Origin of the sequence: Arthrobacter sp. 24S4-2 (assembly GCF_005280255.1) — a bacterium.
Lineage (GTDB): Bacteria > Actinomycetota > Actinomycetes > Actinomycetales > Micrococcaceae > Arthrobacter.
Window position 1 is genome coordinate 4,721,039 of the sequence record NZ_CP040018.1, and the last position, 21,959, is coordinate 4,742,997.

General features: G+C 65.6%; 21 protein-coding genes. 15 read left to right on the forward strand and 6 right to left on the reverse strand.

The window, feature by feature from the left end:
* Positions 1–8: 8 nt before the first annotated feature.
* A complete protein-coding gene (locus tag FCN77_RS21880; RefSeq protein WP_137323965.1) occupies positions 9–881 on the reverse strand; it encodes an NAD(P)-dependent oxidoreductase in 873 nt (290 codons plus the stop codon).
* Between the two features lie 157 nt (positions 882–1,038).
* Positions 1,039–1,356 carry a DUF3040 domain-containing protein gene (locus FCN77_RS21885; RefSeq protein WP_137323966.1) on the reverse strand — a complete coding sequence of 106 codons (318 nt, stop codon included), beginning with the start codon at positions 1,354–1,356 and terminating at the stop codon, positions 1,039–1,041.
* Between the two features lie 202 nt (positions 1,357–1,558).
* Here FCN77_RS21885 and FCN77_RS21890 point away from each other — a divergent pair, with 202 nt between their 5' ends.
* Together FCN77_RS21890 and FCN77_RS21895 are read left to right on the forward strand one after the other, a co-directional pair.
* On the forward strand, positions 1,559–2,272 hold the full coding sequence (locus FCN77_RS21890; protein WP_137323967.1) for a hypothetical protein: 714 nt from the start codon (positions 1,559–1,561) through the stop codon (positions 2,270–2,272).
* Complete coding sequence (locus FCN77_RS21895) at positions 2,253–2,891, forward strand: response regulator transcription factor (protein WP_137323968.1); 639 nt, start codon at positions 2,253–2,255, stop codon at positions 2,889–2,891. Before FCN77_RS21890 ends, FCN77_RS21895 begins: the two co-directional genes overlap by 20 nt.
* 44 nt (positions 2,892–2,935) lie before the next feature.
* On the opposite strand, the gene FCN77_RS21900 is transcribed toward FCN77_RS21895, so the two are convergent.
* Positions 2,936–4,606: a GAF domain-containing sensor histidine kinase gene (locus FCN77_RS21900; RefSeq protein ID WP_137323969.1), complete on the reverse strand. Its 1,671-nt coding sequence runs from the start codon at positions 4,604–4,606 to the stop codon at positions 2,936–2,938.
* Positions 4,607–4,980: 374 nt separating this feature from the next.
* On the opposite strand from FCN77_RS21900, the gene FCN77_RS21905 reads away from it, so the two are divergent.
* Positions 4,981–6,018 carry a glycosyltransferase family 4 protein gene (locus FCN77_RS21905; RefSeq protein ID WP_137323970.1) on the forward strand — a complete coding sequence of 346 codons (1,038 nt, stop codon included), beginning with the start codon at positions 4,981–4,983 and terminating at the stop codon, positions 6,016–6,018.
* Positions 6,019–6,035: 17 nt separating this feature from the next.
* On the opposite strand, the gene FCN77_RS21910 is transcribed toward FCN77_RS21905, so the two are convergent.
* Positions 6,036–7,385 (reverse strand): phosphoribosyltransferase, encoded by a 1,350-nt coding sequence (locus tag FCN77_RS21910; RefSeq protein WP_137323971.1) that lies wholly within the window; start codon positions 7,383–7,385, stop codon positions 6,036–6,038.
* Positions 7,386–7,757: 372 nt separating this feature from the next.
* Between FCN77_RS21910 and FCN77_RS21915 the strand changes: the two genes are divergently transcribed.
* The 7 genes from FCN77_RS21915 to FCN77_RS21945 all read left to right on the forward strand — a co-directional run bounded on the left by FCN77_RS21915 (position 7,758) and on the right by FCN77_RS21945 (position 15,074).
* The gene (locus FCN77_RS21915) at positions 7,758–8,501 is read left to right on the forward strand and encodes a GAF and ANTAR domain-containing protein (RefSeq protein ID WP_137323972.1); all 744 of its coding nucleotides are present in this window, start codon (positions 7,758–7,760) and stop codon (positions 8,499–8,501) included.
* Between the two features lie 256 nt (positions 8,502–8,757).
* The gene (locus FCN77_RS21920; protein WP_137323973.1) at positions 8,758–9,780 is read left to right on the forward strand and encodes a LacI family DNA-binding transcriptional regulator; all 1,023 of its coding nucleotides are present in this window, start codon (positions 8,758–8,760) and stop codon (positions 9,778–9,780) included.
* A gap of 91 nt (positions 9,781–9,871) precedes the next feature.
* Positions 9,872–11,047, forward strand: coding sequence for a sugar ABC transporter substrate-binding protein (locus FCN77_RS21925; protein WP_137323974.1), 1,176 nt, complete (start codon positions 9,872–9,874; stop codon positions 11,045–11,047).
* 69 nt (positions 11,048–11,116) lie between these two features.
* Positions 11,117–12,142, forward strand: coding sequence for a carbohydrate ABC transporter permease (locus tag FCN77_RS21930; protein WP_137323975.1), 1,026 nt, complete (start codon positions 11,117–11,119; stop codon positions 12,140–12,142).
* A 160-nt stretch (positions 12,143–12,302) separates the two neighbouring features.
* Complete coding sequence (locus FCN77_RS21935; protein ID WP_254679052.1) at positions 12,303–13,055, forward strand: carbohydrate ABC transporter permease; 753 nt, start codon at positions 12,303–12,305, stop codon at positions 13,053–13,055.
* Between the two features lie 112 nt (positions 13,056–13,167).
* The gene (locus FCN77_RS21940) at positions 13,168–13,956 is read left to right on the forward strand and encodes a ThuA domain-containing protein (RefSeq protein ID WP_137323977.1); all 789 of its coding nucleotides are present in this window, start codon (positions 13,168–13,170) and stop codon (positions 13,954–13,956) included.
* Positions 13,953–15,074, forward strand: coding sequence for a Gfo/Idh/MocA family protein (locus tag FCN77_RS21945; protein ID WP_137323978.1), 1,122 nt, complete (start codon positions 13,953–13,955; stop codon positions 15,072–15,074). The genes FCN77_RS21940 and FCN77_RS21945 overlap by 4 nt, the downstream gene beginning before the upstream one ends.
* A gap of 26 nt (positions 15,075–15,100) precedes the next feature.
* On the opposite strand, the gene FCN77_RS21950 is transcribed toward FCN77_RS21945, so the two are convergent.
* Positions 15,101–15,505, reverse strand: a complete 405-nt coding sequence (locus FCN77_RS21950) for a hypothetical protein (protein WP_368074296.1) — start codon at positions 15,503–15,505, stop codon at positions 15,101–15,103.
* A 137-nt stretch (positions 15,506–15,642) separates the two neighbouring features.
* Between FCN77_RS21950 and FCN77_RS21955 the strand changes: the two genes are divergently transcribed.
* From FCN77_RS21955 to FCN77_RS21975, 5 genes are all read left to right on the forward strand, one after another.
* Entirely contained in the window at positions 15,643–18,060 is a 2,418-nt protein-coding gene (locus tag FCN77_RS21955) for an HAD-IC family P-type ATPase (protein WP_137323980.1), read from the forward strand.
* A gap of 131 nt (positions 18,061–18,191) precedes the next feature.
* Positions 18,192–18,368, forward strand: a complete 177-nt coding sequence (locus FCN77_RS21960; protein WP_137323981.1) for a CsbD family protein — start codon at positions 18,192–18,194, stop codon at positions 18,366–18,368.
* 182 nt (positions 18,369–18,550) lie between these two features.
* A complete protein-coding gene (locus FCN77_RS21965; RefSeq protein ID WP_137323982.1) occupies positions 18,551–19,498 on the forward strand; it encodes an ABC transporter ATP-binding protein in 948 nt (315 codons plus the stop codon).
* A gap of 2 nt (positions 19,499–19,500) precedes the next feature.
* Positions 19,501–20,751: an ABC transporter permease gene (locus FCN77_RS21970; RefSeq protein WP_137323983.1), complete on the forward strand. Its 1,251-nt coding sequence runs from the start codon at positions 19,501–19,503 to the stop codon at positions 20,749–20,751.
* Positions 20,752–20,764: 13 nt separating this feature from the next.
* Positions 20,765–21,748: a CapA family protein gene (locus FCN77_RS21975; RefSeq protein ID WP_137323984.1), complete on the forward strand. Its 984-nt coding sequence runs from the start codon at positions 20,765–20,767 to the stop codon at positions 21,746–21,748.
* On the opposite strand, the gene FCN77_RS21980 is transcribed toward FCN77_RS21975, so the two are convergent.
* Positions 21,745–21,951, reverse strand: coding sequence for a hypothetical protein (locus FCN77_RS21980; protein WP_137323985.1), 207 nt, complete (start codon positions 21,949–21,951; stop codon positions 21,745–21,747). The genes FCN77_RS21975 and FCN77_RS21980 overlap by 4 nt on opposite strands.
* Positions 21,952–21,959: the final 8 nt, after the last annotated feature.

Below are 21,959 nucleotides of genomic sequence, written 5' to 3' on the forward strand. Positions count from 1 at the left end.
AGTGCTCCTCAGTCCTCGGTGGGCGTGGTGCGGTTGGGGTGGTAGCTGCGCCAGCTGTGCTCGGGGGCGTATCCCAGCAGGCGTTTGGCCTTGTCGATGGACAGCATGGTCTCGTGCTCGCCAAGGTCCTTGGTTACCGTGACGCCGGGGAAGACTTCCGCTGCCAGGCTCGCGCTGGATCGGCTCATGACCGTGTCCTCGTTGGCGATAATGAAGGCCTCGAAACCGGGCTTGCCGTGTTCCAGGGCACGGGCAACGGCCTGCGCGCCGTCGCGGCCATCGATGTAACCCCACAGGTTCCACTTGCGGAGCTTCGCATCGGAGTCGAACGAAGGGAACGCCTCGTAGTCTTCCGGATCCATGACGTTGGAAAACCTCAGGCCCACGATGCTCAGTTCCGGGTCCCAACGGGTCAGCTGGATGGCCATCTGCTCTTCCAGGTGCTTGACGAGCGAGTATGTGCTCTCCGGCCGGGCCGGATAGTCCTCATCCACCGGGATGTAGGGAGGGTCGACGTCGAACGGCAGTCCCAGCACCGTCTCACTGGAGGCGTAGACAATCCTCTTGATCCCTGCCCGGCGGGCGGCCTGGAACACGTTGTAGGTGGCAAGCATGTTGTTTTCGAAGGTGGCTGCGTCCGGCGCAAGGCCGGGCGCCGGGATGGCCCCCAGGTGCACGATCGCATCGAAGCCGTTGTGGCGGTCGTCCAGTCCAAGAAGGACATCCAGGACCTGCCCGTAGTTGCGCAGGTCCACTTCGGTGAAGCCGCGGCCCCTGGTGCCGGCACGGTCCAGGTTCAGGACGTCGTAGCCGTCCGCCGCGAGCCGGCGGACCACGCTCCCGCCCAGCTTTCCGCTTCCTCCGGTAACAGCAACTCTCATCAGGAACTCCTCTGGGTTGTAGGCGGCAGTGGTTACCCTGCGGACTTCTGCCGCCGCCGTCGTTATTCAACCCTAGGGGCGCGCTGGCACGCGCGCAGCCCTTCTGGCTGGCCCTGTGAGTCCTAGGAAGGCACGGCCCTGCCTGCGGGCAGCCGTGTCAGATGTGCTGCGACTGGCCCGGAAGGCCGAGGCTTGGGCGTCCGAACGGGAGCCTGCTCGGGCCGATACCGAGGGAGGCGTAGTAGCCGCCGGCCACCATCACCGCGAAGCCGGAGACGCCTAGGTACAGCAATTGCAGGACGGCGCCGGCAAGCACCAGGAGGAATCCACAGACCACGCACAGTGCGCCGAGCACCACCCGGCGCATCAGTGAACGGTGCCGGCCTTCCATGCGCGCGGCGAATCTCGGATCATCCTCGAGAAGCGACTGTTCGATCTGCTTGAGGACGTCCCTTTCATGTTCAGAAAGCGGCATCGTTACCTCCGAACTGGATTGATATTAAGGATCGTCCAGTCTGCCGTTATGTCAATAGAGCCAAAAGTCATGGACGAAGGGTGGGTGACTTGGGACCTCCCATGTTCAGTGACTTTGTGCCCTAATCCCGCTTGGTGTCCAAGCCCTAACCTGAATTCATGAGCGCGGTAAGCACTGCGCACCACATCCCGGGGGCATCGTCATGAAAGCAGCAACGGCCAGCATCATTGCAGGCGCAGTCCTGCTACTGGCGGGCGTCCTGTTATTGCTGGACTCGCTGCGTGTGCTCGACTCCGGAGTGCTTGTGTGGCCGTTTATCTTCGGCGCGGCCGGCGGCGCCTTCCTGGCGGTGTTTTCGAGGAGCCGCGCCAACTGGTGGGCCGCCATTCCGGGCTTTGTCCTGCTGGGACTGGCCGCGGTCATCATTGCCACCGAGCTGTGGCCCGGATCAGCGGGCGACTGGCCGGGCACGTTGTTCTTCCTCTTTATCGCCGCCGGCTTCGCAGCTGTGTACTTCCGGGAGCATGACAACTGGTGGGCGCTGATCCCCTGCGGTGTGATGCTCACACTGGCCCTGGTGGTGGCCCTGCCCCCTGGGCTGGACGGAACACCCGTGGCGTCAGTGCTGTTCCTGGGTCTCGCCGCGACGTTCGCAACGCTGGCTGCCATCCCGGAGCGGATGAAATGGCCCTTGATCCCGGCTGCAGTGCTTGCCGTCCTGGGTCTGTCCTTTGCTATTCAGTCCACGGTGGCCTTCGGCGCCATGGACTACATCACTGCCTTCGTCCCGCTGGTGGCTGGCCTGTGCCTGTTGTACTACGCCTTCCACAGCCGCCGGCAAGCGGCACACGGGCAGGGCAGGGCCGGTACCGATCCGATGAAACAAGGACTGGGTGATGCTCACGGTGGCCACTGACCCAGCACACGGGGACAACGTTGTTGGGGGGACGCGGGTATATATCCTCGACAGCCATGCCCTCGTCCGGCTGGGGCTCCGGGAACTGCTTGAAGAAGCGCACTTGGAGGTGGTTGGCGAAAGCGGTTCGGCCGCAGAGGCAAGCCGACGGATCCCGGAGTTGCAACCGGACCTGGTGGTGATCGGGGCGCACTTGCCCGACGGCACCGGCATCGAGGTATGCCGGGAAATACGCTCGGACAACCCGGATCTCCGGTGCCTGCTCCTGAGCAGTTACGACGACGACCACGCACTCCGCGGTGCGGTGCTGGCCGGGGCTGTGGGTTATGTGCTGCGGCAGCTGCCCGGGACCGCGTTAGTCGAGGGAATCCGCCGGGTGGCCATCGGTGAGTCCTTGCTGGCCCCCGGCGCCGAACGGGCGGTGATGGAAGGGCTGTACGCCTCGCAGGACAACGGCAAGCACATCGGCCTGAGTCCGGAAGAACTGCGGGTCCTGGCCCTGATGGGGCAAGGACTGACCAACCGCCAGATCAGCGAGGAAACCCGCTTTGCGGGAACCGCGGTCAAAATCCGAGTGGCCGCAATCCTCTCAAAGCTGGGTTTCGAGCTGCGAGGCTGACGGACACATCCCCTGCATCACCTCGAGGGCGCCCCCCGGCTACGTCACCCCGAGGGGGCGGTCCAGATCAGGCGGGTCCCGTGCCCGGGCGTGCTCTTGATGGAACATTGGCCGCCCAGTGCGGTGGCCCGGTGCTTCATGTTGGCAATGCCGCTGATCCGGGCAGGACTTTCGAACCCACACCCGTTGTCCACAATCCTTAGCTCCACGCGGTCAGGATGGGCAGTCAGGGAAATGTCGATTTCGTTTGCCCCCGAATGGCGGACAGCGTTGCTCAGTCCTTCGGACAGAACCGGGAGTAAGTGCTCGACGACGGCGTCAGGAACAGCTTCGTCCACCGGTCCCGTCAGCTGGACCTTGGGTGAAAATTCGGAATTCCGGATCCCCTCGTGGATGGTCCGCATAATGCGGCCGGTGAGCGGCTCCTTCTGGCCGTGGCCGGTCCGCATCGAGTAAACAGTGTCCCTGAGCTCGTGGATGGTGCCGTCCAGCTCCGCAGTGACTGCGGAGATGCGTTCCTGGGCCACTGGGTCCGGGACGTACCGGCGCAGACTCTGCATGCTCAGCCCGGCGCCGAAAAGGCGCTGGATCACAAGGTCGTGCAGGTCCCGGGCGATCCTGTCACGGTCGGTGGACAGCAGCTGCTCCTCCCGGCGTTCCCTCGCACGGGCCAGCCCCAGGGCCAACCCCACCCGCGAACCGAAAACTGCGCTGGACTGGAGATCCGACTGGAGGTACAGGGCGCCGCCTGCGGGACGGGCGAGAATCAGTACGCCACATTCACTGCTCCTGCGCCCAAGGGCGGCCACCAGCAACGGGCCCAGTTTCTCATCTGATCCGGCGCCGAAGACCTCAGCAGGGTCACGCACGAGCGCTGATGCTCCCGTTTCGAGAACTTCGGCGACGACCTTCGACGCCGGCAGCTCCTGGCCAGCGGGAAGGGACTGGACACCCACCATGGTCCGACACCGCTGGGTGCCGTCACAATCGGGGTAGGCAATCACTGCCAGGATCGAGTCCGAGACGGTCAGTGCCCGCTCGGCCACGAGGTCCAGGCTGTCGGTTTCACCCGGGTACACCGCCGAGCTCAGCTGGTCGCTGACCTCCAGCCCGGCCTCAAGCCACTGCTGGCGGCGGCGGGCGTCCTCAAAGAGGCGGGCGTTTTCGATGGCGACACCGGCGGCGGCCGCCAGTGCCGAGGCCAGCTCCTGGTCCTCCGGCGTAAACGGCCCGCCGTCGAGCTTCTCTGTCAGGTACAGGTTCCCGAAGACGGCGCCCCGGACCCGGACCGGAACGCCGAGGAACGTCTTCATGTCCGGATGGTTCGGCGGGAAGCCGCTGGCCATCTCATGCGTGCCCAGGTCGTCCAGCCTCAGTGCCTCGGGCTGGCGGATCAGGTGGCCCAGGACGCCGCGGCCCGTGGGAAGTTCGCCGATCAGCCGGATGCCGTCGTCGTCGATTCCCACCGTAATGAAATGGCCCAGTTGGTGGGCGTCGTCGATCACGCCCAGCGCACCGTAGCGCGCTCCCACCAGTTCGCAGGCGGACTGCACCACACGGTCAAGGACGGCTTCGAGGCTCAGGTCCTCGGTAAGGGAAACTACGGCCCCCAGTAGGCCCTGCATCTGGTCCTGGGCGCGCACCAGTTCGTCGGCCCTGGCAACGAATTCACGAAGCAGGTCCTCGGTGCGCCGGCGGATGGGATCACGCCACATGGCGCCGTCGGAGGCGACGCAGGAGAGAGGACTGGGGAAGGCAGGCCGACGCATCCAATGACGCATCCAATGCAGGAACACCGTGCGGGCACCCAAAAATCCGCCGGCCGGCACGGGCATCCGATCGAAACGGGTTGGAAACTGGTACGTCCAGGCTCATGCGACTCCCCAAAGACAGCGAGACTCTCACGGCGGACTGCCTCACCGATTCCTAATGCATCAACCCCAGACTGATGACAACACACTACCAAGCCGGGCACGGGGGCTCAAGGGAAAGCCCAGTGGGACTAAAGACACTGTCAAACCAAAGACCCGGCTGGGAATCTGGAGGAGCAGAATACCGAGACGTCCCCGGAGTGCGGAGGTGATCCAGCGTGCGCATCGGACTGATCGCCCCGCCCTGGTTAACGGTGCCTCCCCGCCGTTACGGCGGTACCGAAGTGGTGGTGGACGGGCTGGCACGCGGGCTCGCTGCGGCCGGTCACGAGGTGGTGCTGGCCGCCCCGTCCGGAAGCACCTGCCCCGTGACATTGGTGCCGGACATGCCGGAACCGTGCCAGGACACGTCCGAGCTGTGGACGGCCACCGCCGAGCTGTACCACGTGGCCCGCGCCTATGCTGCCCTGCAGGACATGGAACTGGTGCACGACCACACCGTGGCCGGTCCCTTTTTCCGCTACCGGCCGGATGCCTTGCCGGTAGTGACCACCAGTCACGGCCCGTTCAGCTCCCGCTTGGGCGATCTTTACGGGCTGATGGGTCCGGACGTTTCCCTCGTGGCCATTTCGCGTCACCAGGCAGCGGCCGCCAAAGTGAGGATCGCCCGGGTGATCCATCACGGCATTGACGTGGACGCGGTTCCGGTGGGTGACGGAAACGGCGGGTATGCAGTATTCCTGGGGCGGATGAGCCCTGACAAGGGGCCCAGGGAGGCCGTCCTGATCGCGCGGGAGGCCGGCGTCAGGCTGCTGATGGCCGCCCGCATCCAGGGCGCGGAGGAACGGGACTATTTTGATAGCCAGGTGGCACCGCTGTTTGGCCCCGGGGTGGAATTCCTCGGCGAACTGACAGTGGCGGAAAAGTACCAGCTGATGGGCGGTGCCGTGGCGTTCCTCAATCCGATCCAGTGGCCCGAGCCTTTCGGCCTGGTGATGATCGAGGCCCTCGCAACAGGCACTCCGGTAGTGGGCACGCCGTCCGGTTCGGCCCCGGAAATAGTGGACGACGGTGTCACGGGGTACCTTCGCGGCACAATCCGGGAACTGGCCGAAGCCCTGGTCCTGGCATCGGCCCTGGACCGGGGCGCGTGCCGGGGGGCTGCGGAGGCCAGGTTCAGCCTTGGCAGGATGGTGGCCGAACACATCGCCCTGTACCGCGACGTGCTGCAGGACAGGCGCCCGGACGGGGGCTAGGGCCACCGGAAAGATTCCTACGCGGTGTCCCCTGCCGGTTCACCGGTGCCTTCAGCGCTGTGGCCGGCCCGGAGATGACGCAGGAACCAGTCCCGGGCCAGAGCCGCAGCCTCGGACAATGTCCCGGGTTCCTCGAACAGGTGGGTGGCACCGGGGACCACCGTCAGCTGGTTGGGGCAGTCCATCATGGCCTGTGCCCGGCGGTTAAGTTCCAGGACTTCGCGGTCGGCACCGCCGACAATCAGGAGCGTGGGCGCGCGGACGGCCGAAAGCCTCTGGCCGGCGAGGTCCGGCCTGCCGCCCCTGGAGACAACGGCGCCAACCTGGTTTCCGGCTTCGGCGGCGGCCCACAAGGCAGCTGCGGCCCCGGTACTCGCACCGAAGTAGCCCACGCTGCTTGCCGACGTGTCCGGCCTGCTGCCGAGCCACGCCGTTACCCCCGAAAGCCGGCCGGCAAGCAATTCGATGTCGAACACATTGGCACGGTCGAGTTCTTCGGCGGGGGTGAGCAGGTCAAGGAGCAGCGTTCCCAGTCCCGCCCGCTGCAGGAATGCAGCCACGAAGCGGTTGCGTGGGCTGTGCCTGCTGCTACCGCTTCCGTGCGCGAATACCACCACGGGCGCCGCCGCCGCCGGCAGGTACAGATGCCCCTGGAGCCGCACCGTCCCCGACTCGATCTGCACGTCCTCGTCCACGCCGGTTCCGTCGGCGGGGGACTGGGCGCTCTGGAACCGCTTGGCCGCCGCATCAAGGAGCAGCACCACTTCGTCGTCGCTCGTGGGGGAAAAGTCCCGGTAGTGGTAGCCGACGGCGGTGAACTGGCGCGGCGTTGCAAGGCACACGATTTCGTCCGGTTCCTTTAGCTCGCGGAGCGTGTCCGCCGGAGCCACCGGCACCGCCAGAACCACTTTGGCGGCGCCCAACTGCCGGGCAATGAGGCAGGCCACGCGGGCCGTGGAACCTGTGGCGATTCCGTCGTCGACGATGACGGCGGTGCGACCCGTGAGGTCCGTGCGGGTCCGTCCCTTCCGGAACCGTTCCACCCGCGCCTCGAGCACGCCGCGCTCCCGGACCTCTACGGCCCTGAGGTCGGCATCGGCCACGCGGACGCGGGAAATAATGTGCCGGTCCAGCACCCTCGCACCGCCTTCACCGATGGCGCCCATGGCCAGCTCAGGCTGGAAGGGCACACCCAGTTTCCGCACGACGATGACGTCCAGCGGCGCATCAAGCGCCTTGGCGACTTCGAAGGCCACCGGAACGCCGCCGCGGGGCAACCCAAGGACCACGGTGTTTACGCCCCGCAGGTGTTCAAGGCGCTGGCCCAGCCGCCGCCCCGCTTCCACCCTGTCCTCGAAAATGCTCATTCGCCCAGCCGTTCGCTCGGTGACATTAGCCGCTGCGAGCCTGGCAGACGATCGGCATGCGGGAAGGAACGACGACGGCTTCTTTCTTCAACTATCCGTCAGGCCGTGACCGGTTTCGAGGGCCTTTTGGCCCGGATTCCGCGACAAGGGCGGCCAGGGCGGCCACAGCGGACGGGACCGCCACGGGCCTTGTCACACGCGCCGGGAGTCCTCCAACTGATGTATATACTTTCTCGGTACGGTTTAGCAGAGAGCCGTTGGATAGTTCTACGATCCGGCTTTCTCTGCCCACTCCCCCGCGTATCGAACGACGGGATGGATGTCCGTGATGCCGGATCGTTTTGACCTGAACGAAACGGCAGCAAGAACATCGTGGCCAGCGAGTCGACCGCAAACACCGGAACGTCCATCAGCCAGCACCTTCATGAAATGGTGCTGAACAGCTCCGACGTCGAGCAATTCCTTCACGAACTGGCACGGGTATCGGCGCGCAGCCTTTCCGAACCGGGAGACGCCGTCCTCTGCGGAATCACGCTGCTCCGGCACCGGAAGGCGGCCACCGTGGCCAGCAGCAGCCCGGAGGCCCAGGCCATGGACGAAATCCAGTACGCCTTTGGTGACGGCCCGTGCATGACCGCTTCGCGCGACCAGGTGACCGTCCACATCAGGGACCTTACGGACCACGGCCGCTGGCCGAAGTACACCACCACCGTCCTGGGACACGGCGTCCGCTCGATCCTGGCCGTGCCATTCCAGCTCGACGGCGACACCAAGGCTGCGCTGAACCTCTATTCCCACCGCCCCGGCCGGTTCGAGGGCAAGGCGCTTGAACTCGCGGAGGATTTCGTCAGCCAAACCTCCATGGCACTCCGGCTGGCTGTGCGGTTCGCCCACTACAGCGAGACCGCGGACAACCTCAAGGCAACACTGGAGTCACGTACCGCCATCGACGTTGCCATTGGCATCATCATGGCCCAGAACCGCTGCAGCCAGGAGGATGCCTTTGAGCTGCTCAAAGCAGCTTCGAGTGCCCGCAACGTCAAGCTTCATGGTGTGGCCGCGGCCATTGTCGATTCCCTCGGCCAGGGCCCGGCGAGGACGCACTTCGAATTGTGAAGGGACCGGCGCCTGCCGAAATGGGCCCAGGCAAAGGCCGTCCCGGCCAACGGCGCCGGATCAGCCGCGCACTGATAAGTCAGGCATGAATAAGTCAGGCACTGATAAGTCGCGCACGAAAGAGGCATTGCGCCGCGGTGTGATGCATGCCATACTTTTATCGATTCGCATCGACGATGCGTATCGATAGCCGAAGCAACCCGCTTGGGAATCCGGGGAACCACCAAGCCGGAAACCACAAAGGAGGTCAGGAAGCGTGCCAACCAGCAAAGACGTCGCGGAAGCAGCCGGCGTGGCCCAAAGCACCGTTTCCTACGTCCTGAGCGGCAAGCGGCCCATCTCCGAAAAGACCCGCAAAAAGGTCGAGGCTGCCATTGAACAGCTGACCTATCAGCCCAACGCCGGGGCACGGGCCCTCGCCAGCCGCAGGACCCGCGTCATCGGCCTGGTCATCCCGTTCATCCCTGAACTGGAGATGGCCTCGATCATGGAGTTCGTTTCCGTGATTGCCTCCACCGCCCGGCAGTACGACCACGACATCCTGCTGGTCACCGAGGACGAGGGGGCGGCCGGGCTCCGCCGGGTGGTCGGGCAGCAGATCTGCGACGGCCTGATCCTCATGCAGGTGGAAGACGAGGACGAACGCCTCCCCGTGGCCCGGACCCTCAACGTCCCGGTGCTGCTGATCGGCATCCCCCGCGATCCCTCCGGGCTGGTCTGCATCGACGCGGACTTCGAAATGGCCGGTGAGCACTGCGTCCGGGACCTCGCCGCCGCGGGACACTCGGTTATCTCGATCATCGATTGGCAACCTGCCGTAGTGAACCGGCACGTGAACTATGTGGACCGGTTCATGAGCGGCGCCGACGCAGCAGCCAGCGCCCTCGGTGTGACGGTGCAGCACCTGCCGGGCGGCCCGGACCAGGCCATTATTGCGGATTCCGTGGACAAGGCCCTGGCCGCAACCCAAGGCGTGCCGGCATTCATCGCGCCTGACCGCACCGTCCAGGACATCCTCCGCCGGGCCCTTGCCTCCCGGGGCCTGACTCCGGGGGTGAATGTCTCCATCATCGGCAGTGCCACCCCCACGCTGGCCGAACTCCAGCCCATTCCGCTCTCAACCATCGACCTGCGCCCCACGGAAGTTTCCCGCCGGGCCGTGAAAATCATCTGCCAACTCCTCGAAGCCGACTCCCAGGGACCACACGAATCCCTGGAGTTAGTACCCACGGTCATAACGCACCGTTCCAGCACGCTCCGTCCACCCCACGGCGCCTAGCTCCAATCGCACCACCCGACCTGGTTTCTTTTTTGAATATCGTCGATACGCATCGACGATTCGCAAAACCCAACAACACAAGGAACAGACAATGAAGTCAGCAATCAGAAAGAACCGGCCACTCGCCGCAGGTGTCACAGCCCTCGTTGGCCTGCCCATCCTGCTTTCAGGCTGCGGCACGGCCGCCTCATCCTCCTCGGCGGAGTCCGTCTCGGAGATCTCCGTCATGGACTACTACAACAACGAACCGGACAAGTCCTTCATCGGCGATGCCCTGACTGCATGCGGCACCAAGGCGGGCGTCACCATCAAGCGTGAGACGGTCCCGGGCAAATCACTGATCTCCAAAGTCCTCCAGCAGTCCTCATCAAAGACCCTGCCGGACGTGCTGATGCTGGACAACCCCGATCTGCAGCAGATCGCAGCCACGGGTGCCCTGGCTCCCCTCTCCGACTTCAACATCAGCACCGCCGATTTCGCTCCCGGCGTCCTTAGCGCCGGCACCTACAAAGACAAGGTGTATGGGCTGGCCCCGACGGTGAACACCATTGCCCTGTTCTACAACAAGGACCTCCTGGCCAAGGCCGGAGTCACCCCGCCCACCACGTGGGACGAGCTCAAAGCAGCGGCCACGAAGCTTACGGCCGGCGACCAGTACGGCCTGGCATTCAACGCCAACCCCACCTATGAAGGCACCTGGCAGTTCCTGCCCGTCATGTGGTCCAACGGCGGCAACGAGAAGAACATCGATACCGAGGAAACGGCACAGGCCCTGCAGCTCTGGACCGACCTGGTCAAGGACGGTTCAGTTTCGTCCTCGGCCCTGAACTGGACGCAGGCTGACGTCAAGGACCAGTTCCTGGCCGGCAAGGCCGCCATGATGGTCAACGGACCCTGGCAGATCCCTTCCCTCGACAAGCAGGCCTCGCTGCAGTACGGCGTGGTGAAGATCCCGGTCCGGGAAGCGGGCCAGACCGTGGTTGCTCCGCTGGGCGGCGAAGTATGGACCGTTCCGCAGACGGGGAACAAGGCCCGCCAGGCCAAGGCCGCCGAGGTGGTTTCCTGCCTCAACAGCGACGAAAACCAGCTGGGCATGGCCAAGGTGCGGAACACCATCCCGTCCAAGACGACCCTGGCTGCCAAGTTCGCCGACGAGAACCCCAAGCTCGCCGTGTTCACCGACCTGGTGAAGACGGCCCGGGCACGCACCGGCCAGCTGGGCGAGGGATGGCCGGCCCAGGCCACCAAGATCTACACCGCCATTTAGACGGCGCTGACCGGCAAGGCATCGCCGTCCGAGGCCCTCAAGCAAGCCCAGGGACAGTAAGCATCCGCCATGTCACTGTCCACTGATTTGTCGCAGGCCACTCCCCCGAACGGGAAACCCGGCGCCGGGAAGGCCGGGGTCCGCAAGCCGGGCTCCGGCCTGGCCGGGGACGGGTCCGGGGCCACCGCGCCGGCGCCGCGGCGGCGGACCCGCCAGAGCCGCGAGCGCCTCTTCCAATGGCTGTTCCTTGTCCCCGCCGTGGTCTACATGGCGCTGTTCTTCGGCTACCCCGTGGTGAAGAACGTTGTGATGAGCTTCCAGGACTACACCACCGCCACGTTCTTCACCGGAGAAGCCCCTTGGGTGGGGCTGGCGAACTACGCGAAGGTGCTGTCGTCGTCGTTATTTTCCACGTCCCTGCTCAACACGGCACTTTTCACCATCGGCTCGATCGCCGGCCAGTTCGTGATCGGCCTCGCGCTGGCTATCTTCTTCCAGCGGAAGTTCCCGCTCAACGGGATCCTGCGGAGCCTGCTGCTGCTGCCGTGGCTGTTGCCGCTGATCGTCTCGAGCGCGGTGTGGCGCTGGATCCTGGACAAGGACAGCGGCGCGCTGAACCGTTTCCTTGGCGATCTGCACATCGTGGACACCGGCGTGCCGTGGCTGACCAGCACATCGCTGGCGCTGATCGCCGTCGTCGGGGTGAACATCTGGATCGGCATCCCGTTCAACCTGACCATCCTTTACGGCGGCCTGCAGGAAATCCCGGACGAACTCTACGAGGCCGGCTCCCTGGACGGCGCCACCGGCTGGAAGGCGTTCCGGCACATCACATCGCCCATGCTCCGGCCGGTGGTGAGCGTAGTCCTGGTGCTCGGCGTCGTATACACCCTCAAGGTGCTGGACATCATCCTGGGCCTGACCAACGGCGGTCCTGCGAACTCCACGCAGACCATTGCGACACAGTCCTACGCGCTCTCCTTCCAGGAGTTCAAGTTCGGCGAGGGCGCCGCGCTGGGCAACATCCTGGTGATCATTTCGCTGGTGTTCGCTGTGCTGTACCTGCGTGCCAGCCGGCGAGCCGTTGATGAGTGAGGAAACCATGACGACGACGAATCCCACCTCCCGAACGGACGCCGCCGGCCGCGGCGGACAGAAGACCTCCGGCGGCGCACGCCGCCACACGGGGACCGGGCCTGCGCCGGACCGCAGGAACTGGGGATCCACGGCGCTGGCCATCCTCTTCCTGGCCATCATGCTGTTCCCGGTCTACTGGATGGTCAACGCGTCGCTGCAGCCCAACGGCACCACCCTGGAAACATCGTGGCTGCCGCTGAAACCGGACTTCACCGGCTATGCCACCGCCATCAGGGAACAGGGCGGCAACCTCGGCACCAGCCTGGTCATTTCGCTCGGCAGCGTGGCCCTGAGCCTGGCCATCGCCGCTCCGGCGGCGTATGCCCTGGCCTACTTCAAGGTCCGCGGCGCCGGCATCGTGCTGTTCGCCATCCTGATCAGCCAGATGATCCCCGGGATCGTGGTGGCCAACGCCCTGTACACGGCCTACAACGACCTGGGCCTGCTCAACTCCATCCCGGGCCTGATCCTGGCGGACTCGGCGCACGGCATTCCGTTTGCGATCCTGATCATCCGGGCGTTCATGAACGGCATGCCCGCCTCGGTCATCGAGGCGGCCCGGGTGGACGGTGCCGGCCACCTCCGCGCCTTCTGGTCCATCGTGCTGCCGCTGAGCCGGAACTCGCTCATCACCGCGGGGCTGTTCACGTTCCTGTTCGCCTGGAGCGACTTCCTGTTCGCCCTGACCCTGACCACCACCGAAGCCGTACGCCCGGTGACGCTGGGCATCTTCCAGTACATCGGTGCCTACGTGAACGACTGGAGCTCGGTCATGGCGACGGCGGTGCTAGCCTCCATCCCGGCCATCATCCTGCTGGTTGCCGCCCAGAAGTACATTGCGGCGGGCACAGCCGGCGGAGCCGTTAAGTGACAGCGCCGTTAAGTGACAGCGCCGTTAAGTGACAGCCGTTTAAGTAGCGGCGCCGGCACGTGACCAGTTTTTCAACTCTTCCGACCATCTATTTCTTTCAAGGAGAAACCCCATGACCACGCAGGCAACCCCGCAGGACGGACCCGTTCGCGTCACCGTCTGGAGCGAGAACCGGCACGAAAAGCGCGACGAACTCGTTGCCCGCCTTTACCCGGACGGCATGCACGGCGCCGTCAAGGCCGGCATCGAGGAGAACCTCGGCGCCAAGGTCAGCGTCCGCACCGCCACGCTGGACGAACCCGAGCACGGCCTCACCGAGGAAGTCCTGGCCAACACCGACGTGTTGACGTGGTGGGGGCACATGTCCCACGGCGATGTCGACGACGAGATCGTGGAGCGCGTGCACCGCCATGTCCTCGCCGGCATGGGCCTGATCGTCCTCCACTCCGGGCACTGGTCCAAGATCTTCACCAAGCTCATGGGCACGTCCTGCACGCTGCGCTGGCGTTCCGAGCAGGACCGTGAACTCGTCTGGACCGTTGATCCCACGCACCCCATCGCCAAGGGCGTGCCGCACCCCATCGTGATCGACCAGCAGGAAATGTACGGCGAATTCTTCGACATCCCCACCCCCGAAGAGCTCGTGTTCATCAGTTCCTTCAGCGGCGGCGAGGTGTTCCGCTCGGGATGCACGTTCCGCCGCGGCCATGGCAAGATCTTCTTCTTCAGCCCGGGCGACCAGGACTACCCCGTCTACCACCACAAGGACGTCCGCCGGGTCATCGCCAACGCCGTCGAATGGGCAGTCACCGACCGCCCCGAGCGCGCCTACCCCGAACTGCTGCGCTACGACACCAACGATTTCTTCAACGGCAAGAGCTACCAGGGAGCCAACGCGTGAGCACCCCCTTCGCCACCATCCCCGACGACGGCACTCCGCTGCGCGTCGTCGTCGTCGGCGCCGGCGGCATGGGCCGCGCCTGGCTGAACGCCGTCGAACAGTCGCCGCTGGCGGAACTGGCCGGCATCGTGGACCTTGACCTGGAGGCCGCCCGCGCGGCGGCCGTCGCCATCGGCCGGCCGGATCTTCCGGTGGGGACCGGCACCGCAGCGCTGGCATCCGACGTCGGCGCCAGGGCCGTCATCAACGTCACCGTCCCGGCCGCGCACCACCCAGTCACAACCGAGGCGCTGGCCGCCGGGCTGCCGGTCCTGGGCGAAAAGCCCGTTGCCTCCACGGTGTCGCAGGGCCTGTCCCTCGCCGCGGCCGCGCAACTCTCCGGCCAGCTCTTTATGGTCAGCCAGTCGCGCCGCTACAACCGGCAGCTGTTCGAGGCGAAGCGGCTGGCGTCCTCGCTGGGCAACGTGGGGATCGTGTCGGCCGAGTTCTTCAAAGCCCCGCATTTCGGCGGTTTCCGTGACGCCATGGACCACCCGCTGCTGCTGGACATGGCCATCCACCAGTTCGACATGGCCCGGTTCCTGCTTGACGCCGATCCGGTGTCGGTGTTCTGCGAGGAGTACAACCCGTCCTGGAGCTGGTACCGCGGCGATGCCGGGGCCAGCGCCATCTTCGAGATGACCGGCGGGGAGCGCTTCGTCTTCACCGGCAGTTGGTGCAGCCCCGGGCAGGAGACATCCTGGAACGCTTCGTGGCGGATCAGCGGCGAACACGGCACCGTCCTGTGGGACGGCGACAACGAACCCACCGTGGAATCCGCCCAGGCGGCCGCCGCGGCGCCAGGCGCGGATCCCGGGCAGGACATCGGCGGTTCGCTGCGGGACTTCGTGGCCGCGCTCCGGACCGGGAGCACCCCGATGGGACAGGTCCACCGGAACATCATGAGCTTGGCCATGGTGGAGGCCGCCGTCCTTAGCGCCGCGACCGGAACCAGGGTCTCCGTGGATGCCCTGCTGGAGGAGTCCTACGCGGAGGCCATCCTGGCTGAGCGCGATCCGGGAGTGCTGGAGATCCTGAAGGCCTGGCCGTCCGTCCGGGCCGCCCTGTCCGCGATCTAGCCTGTCCGGGCCGCCCTGTCCGCGACCTAGAACATCGGCAGCAGGAACCCGGACACCATGGCTGCCGCTCCGATGCCGGTCAGGATCCAGCCAAGGACGCCGGCTGCCTCCCCGCGGATCTCGGGCGCCGTGGTCCGCCAGCGGGTGGGCGTCTTCACGGCGTAATGAATGGTGACGGCGTCCCCCGGCGCCATGTGGCGGATGTCATGCGGGGACATGGGCGCGTTATGGACCTGGTAGTGGTGGTCGTACCAGCGGAACCCCACGCCGCTCTCGTCGGAGTACACCACGCCCTCCGACTCGATCCACTGATCATCGAAGCGCCTCATTGTCCCGACGACCACGAGGAGGATCAGGCCGGCAGGCAGGCAAATCCAGGTCAGCACTTCCAGGATGGGACCTGCAATGTCGAGAACTCCGGGCATGGTCATGATGCTACCGTTCCCGCGCATTTACGGGCCACATCCGCCGGACGCCCCAGGGCGGGCCACGAGCCCGGCCGACGTGCCACACCAAGGACCGTGCCACACTAAGGACTAAGAGCGGCGTATGCCTAAGGGAGCAACACATGGTGACGGGGCAACGCACCCACCGGTTTGGCAAAGACAGGTGGCGCGGGAACGGCCTATCCAGTGCGGACGTCTCCGAACGTGTCCGCGGAGGTTTGACCAACCTGGTCTCCAACGCATCAAGCCGCAGCCTGTGGGACATCTTCCGCGCGAACGTCCTGACCCTGTTCAATGCCATCGTGGCCGGGAGCTTCATGCTGCTCCTGGCCCTTGGGCGGTGGCAGGACGCCCTCTTCGGATTCGCCGCCGTCGGCAACGCCGTCATCGGGGTGGTCCAGGAATACCGGGCCAAGAAGTCGCTCGACCGGCTCGCGGTGCTGAACTCCCCGCACGCACGGGTGCTGAGGGACGGCGCCATTCAGGACATTCCGACGGCCGAGGTGGTCCTTGATGATGTCATCCTGCTCTTCGCAGGAGACCAGGTGCCCGCGGACGCCACCGTATACGACGCCAACGGGCTGGAAATCGACGAATCCCTGCTCACCGGCGAATCCAACCCCGTAGACAAAGCACCGGGGTCCGAGGTCCTGGCCGGGTCCAGTGTTGTGGGCGGCCAGGGCCGGGCCCAGGTGGTTCGCGTGGGGGACGACTCCTTCGCCGGCAAGCTCACGGCGGCGGCCAAGCGTTTCTCCCTGGTGAACTCGGAAATCCGCACCGGCCTCAACAGGGTTCTGCGCTGGATCACGTGGGGCCTCCTCCCTGTCATGGCCGTCGTTGTCAACGGGGAGATGCACGCCCAGGGGGGCTGGAGCCAGGCGCTGGCCACCGGCGCTTGGAAGACCGCTGCGGTCGGCGCCGTGGCAAGCGTCATCGCCATGGTTCCGCTGGGCCTGGTGCTCATGGCCAGCGTCGCTTTCGCTCTGGGCGGTCTGCGGCTCGCCCGCGACAAAGTCCTCATCCAGGAGCTGGCAGCGGTGGAAGGGCTGGCCCGGGTGGACATGCTTTGCCTGGACAAGACCGGCACCCTCACTGAAGGAAAGATCATTTTCGACGGCGTGCACGACGCCGGCGCCGCACCGGTGCGAGGGTGGAAGGAGGCGCTGGGCTGGTTCGGGGCCGACCCCAATGCCAACGCCACCGCCCGCTGCCTCGCCGCTGTCTACAAGTACGACGGCGGCCTCCGTCCGGCGTCGTCCGTCCCCTTCGCGTCGTCGCGGAAATGGAGCGCGGTCAGCTTCAACGAGGGGTCCGCGCCCGGCGCCTGGGTGCTGGGCGCCCCGGAACTGGTCCTCGAGGCCACGACTCCGGGACACGTCCGGGCCCTGGCCTCGGCAGGCGGGCTGGCATCGTCCGGCCTCCGGGCCCTGGTCCTGGCCCACGCCGAGCGGCCCATGGCAGACCGGGAAGCGGACGGGGCAGCCCTGCCGTCCATGCTGGTGCCTGCCGCGTTACTGACATTCCGCGAAAAGATACGGCCCGACGCCGCCACTACCCTCGCCTACTTCCGGGAGCAGGGCGTCGACCTCCGCATCATCTCCGGCGACGATCCGCGGACCGTGGCGGCAGTTGCCCGCGACGTGGGACTGGACTCCACTGACGGCTACGATGCCCGCGAACTGCCCGAAAATCCGGAGCTGATGGCCGACGTCCTGCAGAACCACAAGGTGTTCGGCCGGGTCACCCCCGCGCAAAAGAAGGCCATGGTCGCTGCACTGCGCAGCCGGGGCCACGTGGTGGCCATGACCGGGGACGGAGTCAATGATGCCCTGGCGCTGAAGGAGGCGGACATCGGGATTGCCATGGGCTCCGCTGCGGCGGCCACCAAGGCCGTCTCCCGGCTGGTGCTGCTGGACGGCCGCTTCGACAGGCTTCCCGGCGTCGTGGCTGAAGGAAGGCGGGTCATCGCCAACATCGAGCGCGTCTCCATGCTGTTCCTCGCCAAAACAGCGTATGCCATTGGCCTTTCGGTGGTCTTCGGCGGCTTGCTGTGGGGCTTTCCGTTCCTGCCGCGGCAGCTCTCCGCCACCGACGGGCTCACCATCGGCATCCCTGCCTTCTTCCTCGCCCTCATGCCCAATGCCCGGATCTACAGGCCCGGCTTCCTCAAACGCTCCCTGACGTTTGCCGTCCCAGCCGGGCTCATCATCACCGCGGCGGTCCTTGCGCTGAATACCTATGCGGTGATGGCGGGCGTGTACGGGGAGGACTCCGTGCGGACCGGGTCGGTCATGGTGCTCGCCCTCGTGGCGCTCTGGGTGCTGCTGGTGCTCTCCCGACCGCTGAACCGCTGGCGGCTCCTCATCGTCACCTCGATGTATGCCGGCCTGCTCGCGCTGCTCACCGTCCCCGTCATCGCGGACTTCTTCGGCATCTCGTGGCCGCCGGACGAGCTCCGCAACGCTGCCCTGCTGGCGGCCCTGGGCGGGTGCGCCGCCGTAGAGCTCGTGTTCCGGTTCCGCCGCCGCCGCAACAACTGACGCTGCGACGGCGCGACGCCATGGACGCAAAACTGCGTATGGCACTACTGGAAGCCGGTTGCACCTAGGGTGGAAGGGCAACGGTTGGCATCCGCCCGCCTGCGACTGATCAACTGATTGAGGAAACAAACATGGGTTTGGGCGACAAGATCAAGAACGCTGCCGAGAAAGCAATCGGCGAGGCCAAGGAAGCACTGGGCAAGCTGACCAACAACAGCAAGCTTGAGACCGAGGGCAAGATTGATCAGGGCACGGCCGAGGCCAAGCACGCCGCTGAGGACGTCAAGGACACCATCAACGACAAGTAGTCGTAATTTAGTGGCCGGGTCGCGGAGACTTCCGCTTCCCGGCCACTTCGTTTTTCCGGGCCGACCGGCCGGGACCTTCGCCCCTTCCGTTTGGGAGCATCCGCAGCCAGTCTGGTCACATGGCAGCCCGCCCCGGGGGAACAGACACCGGCGGGCAATGATGGGTACAGGCGGCGACAGCCATGGACGAGCCAGTTGTCCATATCAGCGGTTTCCGGATGGACTTCGGGGACACCACCGTGGTGCGCGACCTGTCCTTCGACGTCCGGGCCGGCGAGACGTTCGGGTTCCTGGGCAGCAACGGCTCGGGCAAGACCACCACCATCCGCGCGCTCCTTGGCCTCTACGAACCCACAGCCGGGGTCCTCCACATCAACGGGCGGCCCTTCAAACCCGAGCACGGCGGCAGGCTGGGCTATCTCCCGGAGGAACGCGGGCTCTACAAGAAGGAAAAGGTCATGGACGTCATGACCTACTTCGGCCGCCTCAAGGGAATGGACCGGCATTCGGCGCGGCAGTGGTCCCTGGCTTACCTCGACAGGGTGGATCTGGCCAGCAAGGCCGCCACCCAGGTGGACAAGCTCTCCAGCGGCGAGCAGCAGAAAGTCCAGCTCGGCGTCACCATCATGAACCGTCCGGAGCTCCTCATCCTGGACGAGCCCACCAAGGGCTTCGACCCTGTGAACCGCCGGCTGCTGATGGACATCATCGGGGAACAGAAGAACGACGGCGCCACCGTGGTCATGGTGACCCATCAGATGGAGGAAGTAGAGCGGCTTTGCGACCGCATCATCCTCCTGAAAGACGGCACGTCCGAGGCCTACGGCACCATCGATGAGGTCCAGAACAAATATGGCGGCCGGATCGTCCGCGTCCGGCACGCCGGGCCCATTCCGCCGTCGCCCCACTATGAGGTGACGTTGGAAGAAACCAACTACGCGGAGCTCTCCATCACGGACGCGACCGACGAGGCGGCCATTCTGCGCGAACTCCTGGACGCCGGCGTGGTGGTCCGAAGTTTCACCACCACCAAAATCTCCCTGGAGGACATCTTCATCCGCGTCTACGGCGACCAGAACACGCAGCCGGCCCGCATGCCTGCAAGCGATACTGCACGGGCGGGTGGTTAGTCATGGCACAGCACAACCTGGGCACCGTGGTCAGCTTCGAATTCGTCCGCACTGTCACGAAGGCGCGTTTTTGGATCGGCACCCTGTCCGTGCCAGTCATTATGGCCGTCGTGTTCGGATTGATTTTTCTCAGCAACACGGGCACCCGCACCGCCGCCGAGGCCCAGCAGAACGCCCGGTTCAGCATCTCCTACCTGGACGCTTCCGGCCTGATCACGCCCGGCGTCGCCGCCGCTTTCGGGGCCGTTGCCGTGCCGTCATCCGACGCCGGGATCAGGGAAGTGCAGTCGGGCGCGGTTCAGGCATTTTTCGATTTTCCGGCACATCCGGAAAACGCTGCGGTGAAAGTGTATGGAGCGGACAAGGGGGTGTTCGAGAACGGCAAGTACGCCGCCGTCGCCCAGGCCATGCTGGCACACGCCGTGGCACAGAAGATCGGTTCCCCGCAGCTTTCGAGCCTCGCCGCCGGGACGGCTGAGGTGGAAACCGTCACCTACCAGGGGTCGGCGGTGGCCGGCGGCATGAACTCCGTGATTCCGCCGCTCGCCTTCCTGGTGGTCTTTTACGGGCTGGTGGTGCTTTTGGCCGGACAAATGCTGAATTCCACCTTGGAGGAGAAGGAGAACAGGGTCACCGAAATGATCCTGACAACACTCAAGCCCACCACCCTCATCACCGGAAAGGTGCTGGCCCTGTTTATGGTGGGCCTGGTGCAGGTGGCCGTCTTCGCCTCCCCCATCCTGCTCGGCGCCCTTTTCTATCGTGACGCCATCAGCATCCCGGAGTTCGACGCGTCCCAGCTGGTCTTCGACCCCCTCCGCATGACCGTAGGCCTGCTCATCCTGGTGGGCGGCTTCGCCCTGTTCACCACCACCCTGGTGGCCATCGGCGCCGTGATGCCCACGGCCAAGGAGGCCGGGAACTTCATGGGCGTGATGATCGCCCTGATCTTTATTCCGTTCTATTCCGTCAGCCTGGTGGTGTCGGAGCCGCATTCGCCGATTGTCCAGGTGTTCACCTATTTCCCGTTCTCCGCGCCGGTCACTGCGCTGCTGCGGAACGGTTTCGGCTCGCTGGGCATCCTTGAAGCGGCGATTGTGATCGCAATCCTCTACATCGGGGCTGCCCTGATGCTCCGTGTGGCCGTGCGGCTCTTCCAATACGGCTCCATCTCCTACACATCGAAGGTCAGCATCAGGACCGCCCTCAAAGCGGGATCCCGGCATGCCGTGGCCGCTCCCGCGGAGAAGTAGACAAAGGCTCCGCATGCGCCTGGTGTTCCTGGGTGACGTGATGCTGGGCCGGCTGGTGAACGAGCGGCTCAGGCTGGCCCCGCCTGCCTTCCCCTGGGGCGACACGCTGCCAGTCCTGGCGCAGGCAGACATCAGGTTTGCCAACCTCGAGTGCGTCCTGGCCGACGGCGGGACGCCACAGCCGGGGAAAGTGTTCCATTTCCGCTCGGACGCCCGGAACGTGGCTGTCCTGACGGCGGCCGATATCAACTCCGTCTCCCTCGCCAACAACCACGTGCTGGACTATGGGGCGGATGCTTTCCGGGAGACCCTGCCTGCGCTTGACCGCAGCGGAATCCTTCACGCCGGCGCCGGACCCGACAGGGACGCCGCACGGCGGCCCTCGATCAGACGGGTGGGTCACACCGCCGTCGGGTTCATTGCCTTCACGGACAACCAACCGGATTGGGAAGCCGGGCCGCGGCAGCCCGGGGTCTACTACGTGCCGGTGGACGAGCGGCAGCAGGGCGAGACAAGGGTCGGGGACCTGCTTGCCCTGGTCCGCCGCACCAAGGCCAGGGCCGAACTCCTGGTGGTGTCGGCGCACTGGGGCGGCAACTGGGGCGCCGACGTTCCGCCCGCCCACCGGGACCTGGGCCGGGCGCTGGTGGATGCCGGGGCCGACGTCGTGTTCGGGCATTCGGCGCATATCTTCCGCGGCATCGAGCTCTACCGGGGCCGGCCCCTCATCTACAGCGCCGGCGACTTCATTGACGACTATGCGGTGGACCCCGAGGAGCGCAACGACGAGTCCTTCATCTTCCTGGTGGAGACGGCAGCCGGCGTTCCCTCACGGGTGCGGCTGTTTCCAACGGTAATCGCCGGTTTCCAGGCACGCCTGGCAAGAAAGAACTCACGGCGGATCGCAGGGCGGATGCAGCGTCTCAGTGCCCGGCTGGGGACGCCAAGCAGATGGGACGAGGACGCGGAAGCCCTCGAAATCCTGGTGGACGGTTAGTCCCGTTTGTCCCGTTCGCTGAATTCCTCGTCGAGGTCGTAGTGCCTGAATTCCGTTTCCGGGTTGGGTTCACCCTCAGCCACATATTCGTAGTCGAGCTGGCGCTGGACCTGGCTGTCGAGAACCTGGAGTTCCTTATCCCCAACCTCGGCGAGGTCGTCCGGGAAGTCGTCTTCAGGGGTGAGATGCAGCTTCTCTGTCATGTGTGCCT

Coding starts and splice junctions, on each gene's coding strand:
- FCN77_RS21900 (WP_137323969.1), bottom strand. CDS start 4,606: ATGTGGCGTGATCCCATCCGCCGGCGCACCGAGGACCTGCTTCGTGAA.
- FCN77_RS21955 (WP_137323980.1), top strand. CDS start 15,643: ATGGTGACGGGGCAACGCACCCACCGGTTTGGCAAAGACAGGTGGCGC.
- FCN77_RS21970 (WP_137323983.1), top strand. CDS start 19,501: ATGGCACAGCACAACCTGGGCACCGTGGTCAGCTTCGAATTCGTCCGC.
- FCN77_RS21880 (WP_137323965.1), bottom strand. CDS start 881: ATGAGAGTTGCTGTTACCGGAGGAAGCGGAAAGCTGGGCGGGAGCGTG.
- FCN77_RS21940 (WP_137323977.1), top strand. CDS start 13,168: ATGACCACGCAGGCAACCCCGCAGGACGGACCCGTTCGCGTCACCGTC.
- FCN77_RS21965 (WP_137323982.1), top strand. CDS start 18,551: ATGGACGAGCCAGTTGTCCATATCAGCGGTTTCCGGATGGACTTCGGG.
- FCN77_RS21950 (WP_368074296.1), bottom strand. CDS start 15,505: ATGACCATGCCCGGAGTTCTCGACATTGCAGGTCCCATCCTGGAAGTG.
- FCN77_RS21975 (WP_137323984.1), top strand. CDS start 20,765: ATGCGCCTGGTGTTCCTGGGTGACGTGATGCTGGGCCGGCTGGTGAAC.
- FCN77_RS21925 (WP_137323974.1), top strand. CDS start 9,872: ATGAAGTCAGCAATCAGAAAGAACCGGCCACTCGCCGCAGGTGTCACA.
- FCN77_RS21890 (WP_137323967.1), top strand. CDS start 1,559: ATGAAAGCAGCAACGGCCAGCATCATTGCAGGCGCAGTCCTGCTACTG.
- FCN77_RS21885 (WP_137323966.1), bottom strand. CDS start 1,356: ATGCCGCTTTCTGAACATGAAAGGGACGTCCTCAAGCAGATCGAACAG.
- FCN77_RS21910 (WP_137323971.1), bottom strand. CDS start 7,385: ATGAGCATTTTCGAGGACAGGGTGGAAGCGGGGCGGCGGCTGGGCCAG.
- FCN77_RS21980 (WP_137323985.1), bottom strand. CDS start 21,951: ATGACAGAGAAGCTGCATCTCACCCCTGAAGACGACTTCCCGGACGAC.
- FCN77_RS21895 (WP_137323968.1), top strand. CDS start 2,253: ATGCTCACGGTGGCCACTGACCCAGCACACGGGGACAACGTTGTTGGG.
- FCN77_RS21935 (WP_254679052.1), top strand. CDS start 12,303: ATGCTGTTCCCGGTCTACTGGATGGTCAACGCGTCGCTGCAGCCCAAC.
- FCN77_RS21930 (WP_137323975.1), top strand. CDS start 11,117: ATGTCACTGTCCACTGATTTGTCGCAGGCCACTCCCCCGAACGGGAAA.
- FCN77_RS21960 (WP_137323981.1), top strand. CDS start 18,192: ATGGGTTTGGGCGACAAGATCAAGAACGCTGCCGAGAAAGCAATCGGC.